This window comes from Geminocystis sp. (assembly GCF_041753295.1).
Taxonomy (GTDB): Bacteria; Cyanobacteriota; Cyanobacteriia; order Cyanobacteriales; family Cyanobacteriaceae; genus Geminocystis.
In genome coordinates this window covers 1-5,016 of record NZ_JBGSUU010000062.1, presented here as the reverse complement: position 1 = coordinate 5,016, position 5,016 = coordinate 1, and the positions used below count along the sequence as shown (strand labels likewise).

At 30.2% G+C, this 5,016-nt stretch carries 3 protein-coding genes; all 3 read right to left on the bottom strand.

Annotated features, from left to right (window positions below; translation table 11 throughout):
* Positions 1–406: 406 nt before the first annotated feature.
* The 3 genes from ACEW8E_RS06300 to ACEW8E_RS06290 all read right to left on the bottom strand — a co-directional run bounded on the left by ACEW8E_RS06300 (position 407) and on the right by ACEW8E_RS06290 (position 4,744).
* Positions 407–1,888, bottom strand: coding sequence for a glutamate synthase subunit beta (locus tag ACEW8E_RS06300; protein WP_373479486.1), 1,482 nt, complete (start codon positions 1,886–1,888; stop codon positions 407–409).
* A 304-nt stretch (positions 1,889–2,192) separates the two neighbouring features.
* Complete coding sequence (locus tag ACEW8E_RS06295) at positions 2,193–4,568, bottom strand: hypothetical protein (RefSeq protein WP_373479485.1); 2,376 nt, start codon at positions 4,566–4,568, stop codon at positions 2,193–2,195.
* Positions 4,568–4,744 (bottom strand): hypothetical protein, encoded by a 177-nt coding sequence (locus ACEW8E_RS06290; protein WP_373479484.1) that lies wholly within the window; start codon positions 4,742–4,744, stop codon positions 4,568–4,570. Before ACEW8E_RS06290 ends, ACEW8E_RS06295 begins: the two co-directional genes overlap by 1 nt.
* Between the last annotated feature and the right edge of the window lie 272 nt (positions 4,745–5,016).

The following is a 5,016-nucleotide window of genomic DNA, read 5'->3' as shown; positions in this document are numbered from 1 at the left end:
TGGCTTTTCCAATATTATAAGGTCATTTTTAGAACTATTTTTTATGATTACCAAATATTCTATAGTTATTACTGATCGCCTCAAATAACGATATTTCGTTATTGCACATTATTGATAATTTGTAAAGCGCGTAACTTCTATTTTACTTATTTACTTACGATTAATTTTGTCCAGATATTTTGGATTATTTGTTAATATTTTCTTGAAAGTTTTTAAATACTTATTTTCTGAGTAAAAAAAAGTTTTGTCAATATTGGTGACGGACATTCAAAACTAATATCCATAAAATGTGTTTTAAAATACCCAAAATAAACTACACACTTTTTGAATTATTTGTTATTAATTAAAACATAAAAAAAGGGCAAAAAGCCCTCACAAAAAAGCTACATAAATAATTGATAATTCTCTATGGTAAATCGGTATATCCCATTAGGAAGCGATCGCACTCTTTAGCGACACCACGCCCTTCATTAAATGCCCACACTACCAAACTTTGACCTCGACGACAATCACCTGCGGCGAATACATTTGGGATGCTTGTAGCATATTCTCCATATTCGGCTTTAATATTACTACGGTTATCTTTTTCTAATCCCATTTGTTCTAATAATAACTGTTCAGGACCGAGAAAACCCATTGCTAGTAAGACTAATTGTGCAGGTAATCTTTTTTCTGTACCTTCGATGGGATTAGGAATAAAACGTCCTTGACTATCTCTTGCCCATTCTACTTCCACCGTATGCACGGCGATAACGTTACCTTCGGAGTCTCCCTCGAATTTAGTGGCAGTTGTAGTATAAACTCTAGGGTCATTACCAAATTTAGCGGCGGCTTCTTCCTGTCCGTAATCTAAACGATAAATTTTCGGATATTCGGGCCAAGGGTTGTTTTTTGCTCGTATTTCTGGGGGCTGAGGCATGATTTCTAACTGAGTTACACTATTGCAACCATGTCTTACGGATGTACCAACGCAATCTGTACCAGTATCTCCCCCCCCAATGATCACGACATCTTTACCTTCGGCGGAGATAAAGTCTTCTGAATTCTCATTTAAAACGGCTTTAGTGTTAGCAGTGAGGAAGTCCATGGCAAAATTGATCCCTTTGAGCGATCGCCCTTCTATGGGTAAATCACGAGGTTTTCCAGCACCGATAGCAAGAATTACCGCATCATTATCATTAACTAAAGTTTCCGCAGGAATGTCTTTACCGATGGTACTATTACAAACAAATTTAACTCCTTCTTCTTCTAATAGTTTCACCCTACGCAAGACAACTTTTTCTTTATCCAATTTCATGTTAGGAATGCCATACATTAATAATCCACCAGGGCGATCATCTTTTTCATAAACCGTGACAGAATGTCCAGCTTTATTAAGTTGTGCCGCCGCTGATAAACCTGCTGGTCCTGAGCCTACAATAGCAATCTTTTTCCCCGTTCGTTTTTCTGGAGGTTGAGGTGTTACCCAGCCTTGATCCCAACCATGATCTATAATAGAACATTCTATGTTTTTGATGGTGACGGGGGGATTATTAATCCCTAGTACACAAGAACCCTCACAAGGAGCGGGGCAAACTCTACCAGTAAATTCAGGAAAATTGTTAGTTTTATGAAGTCTATCAAGGGCTTCTTGCCATAAACCTCGATAAATTAAGTCATTCCATTCAGGAATCAGATTATTGACAGGGCAACCACTAGCCATACCGCTGATAAGTTCTCCTGTATGACAAAAAGGTGTGCCACAATCCATACATCTTGCACCCTGATTACGGAGATTTTCTTCGGGCAAATGTAAGTGAAATTCATCCCAATTATTAATTCTTTCAAGGGGAGCTTTATCGACAGGTAATTCCCTTGTAAACTCTAAAAATCCTGTTGGTTTTCCCATATTTTAAATTCTCAATATTTGTATTTTGACCACTAATTAAGATAATTTATGTCAATGATTCAAGATAATATATTTAACTAATTATTTAACTTGAATATGAAAATTACTTATTTATAATTTAGTTTAAGTCTATTTTAGATTTTAGAGTTATTTTTTATGACTTATTTTCGGTTTTTTTTACGATTCTTCATATTAATCAAACTACATCAACTGAATTTTATTAACTTCCTAGAAGGAAAAAGATCAACTAATGATTAAGTAAATACTTTTAAATATAAAATCTTTCTGTGGTAAAAAATTTTAGTTAATAATTAAGATTATGAGATTCTCGAATATATTTAAAAGGAAAAGGAATTACCGTACTTTGACCTGTGCGTACAAAGTCAACATCCATAGTTTTTAATAAATCTCTAAAAATTAATTTACAACCTTTGATAGCTATAATTTTGCGAATATGACAAGCATCCTTAAAAGATGTTTGAATTTGATCTGTGCGATCGCCTACAAAATAATAGGCTTCGGTATCAGTTTCGCCAAAATAATTAATATTTAAAGAATTAGCAAATAAAGAATTGAGAATTTCATTATCTTTAGGAAATCTAAATCTTACTTGATATTTTTCTAATAAATAATCTCTAAATTTAGTTGCTTCATCAGTATTAGCAGTATAAGATATTTTTCCGTTATTGTTACGTTGTGAGCCTAAATATTGTTGAATTAAATTATATAATTCTTTCTTGGATATGTCATAAGCGTAATTATTTTTTAATTGTTCACAAAAAGCATCAAATTTTTCTTTTTTTAAGTTAGGATATAACTGTAAAAATTTTTCGACAATATCAGCAAGTTTCACACCATCTTTAAGTTCTTCTGGCAATTTTTCATCAATTTTTTTAAATAAAGATTCTATCTCTTGCAATGGTGGTAGAGTAATTTCATCAGAACGAAAAATTAAATTAATATCGCCACTATCTGACATAACAAAACCCTCAAACTGAAAAGATGATTTTGTCTTATTTTCTCTAAAAATAGCTTGTTCAATATAATTGTGATAATCTTGATATTTATGGTCATTGAACAAACTTTCACGAGTATCTAAATTTTCAAATTCAAAGCTACCATCATGATTAATCGTCATAAAAGTTATAGTAGAAGTATCTTTATTTTCCTTATCATTATTACTAGCTTGATACATTCCAAATATCCATTTTTTACCAGATATTATATCTAGATCGTCATCATCTGAATTACCTGCATCAAAAAGGCTTAGTTGAGTATTTTTTTGAAAGTTTGATTTACTTGGCTTCAAAGTTTTTGAGTCGGATGATTTAACTAGATTACTCCACTCAAAAAGACTTATTTTTTTTCTGCTAATATCTTGCTTAATAATTAATTCCTTAATTAAGGTTTTAATAATTGGTTGTAGCTTTTTATCATCAATTTTTTTATTATTTATTTTTTTTACAGACTCAATAGTTAAATTTTGTCTTGGCGTAATGCTATCTGATAGTAAGTATTGATCTTCAATCTTGTTGCATTGATAATAGTTTTTATCATGAATAATTAGCACATTAAAAACTCCTTCAATTTCATGATTGTTAATAGAAATTAAATTCTGATCCTTAAAATAGGGTTTCAATAATTCTTGAATATCATTAACTAATTCTTGAGAGGTTTCATCCTTAACTAAATCAACAATATTAATTCTTTGATTATCGAGAATATAATGAAGTTTCTCAGGCTTTTTAAATATTAAATTTTTTGAATCAAACTCAATACATTCATCAATTTTTAATGGAATAAACTCTACTGTTATATACTTATTAAGATGCTCATTTATCTCATTAATTACCTGATGTAAAATACCGCCTCTACTATTTTTAAAATCATCTATATTTTTAAATATAATAAAATCTTCATGGGCTTTTTTTCCATTTTTACCCGCTTTAATATAGGTTTTTTTTGGATCATTTGTATCTGTTCTCTCAAGCCATCTTCTTAAAATATTGTTACTATCATAAATGACATATTGAGGACGGTTTAAATATTTTTGTACTTGTATTTTACGTTTACCTGTTGCAGTTTTTAATTCAGAGAAAATATCTATTTTTAAACGGTAAGTTGCCATACTCACATTTAATAAAAATTCATTGTCAGTATTGTTATTGTAATTAAGATTTACTTCCCCAACTTGTATAGATTTATATAATTTATTGCTGTTTAAACTAGGCACTTTTAACAAACAACCAGTAAGATTAGAAAACTGAAGACTAGGATATTTTGATCTTGATGAACCAAGATAATTTAATAATAAACGAGCTAAAGCTTCACTATCAATAAAATTTTCTTCATTATCGATATTGAGATTTTTTATTTCAACTTCGTTAACGGTAAAATCTTCCTTTTTTTCATTTTCTTGTGTATCATCATCACTATAATTTCTTAGTCGTGTTATTAATTGATAAGCATTATTTTCTTGTTTTTTAAACATAGCAAAAGCATATTTTTCTGTATAACAAACAGCTAAGGCTTTATATTGCTCACCTAAAAGATAGTCTAATACTTTTGCACCCCACCATCTGCCATTATTATCGATTCTTTTAAACGCAAGAAAAATAAAGTCATTTTTAATATTATCAAAATGAAACGTAAATTTTAAACGATTAGTAATAATTTCCATTAGTTTAACTCCTTAAATAAATAATTTAATGCTTCTTGACTAATTTTATTATTTTGACATAAAAAAGGTATTCTAATAATTTGATTGTTATCAGAAAAAATTGGATTAAATACACGATCATCTGCATCGGCTAAAATATTAATAATAAATACTTTTTGAGCGTTAATTTCAGTCATTTTAGATCGAATTTTATCTAACTCTGTTTCTTCATCTTTATCAAAATTATTCCAATATTTAAAGTCAAAATAAATGCCATTGGCAGTTTTAAAATCAAATCTTTCAAATTCAATATCATCAAGTTCTAATAGTTGGCGTTGCTGAATTAAAGTATGATTTTTAGATAAGGTGATGCCGAAGGCACGCTACGCGCACGTATCTTTATTACTCTCTTAAATTATCACAGAGGCGTGCTGTGTACCAGAGCCGACGAGCGATCGCTCGTAACTTG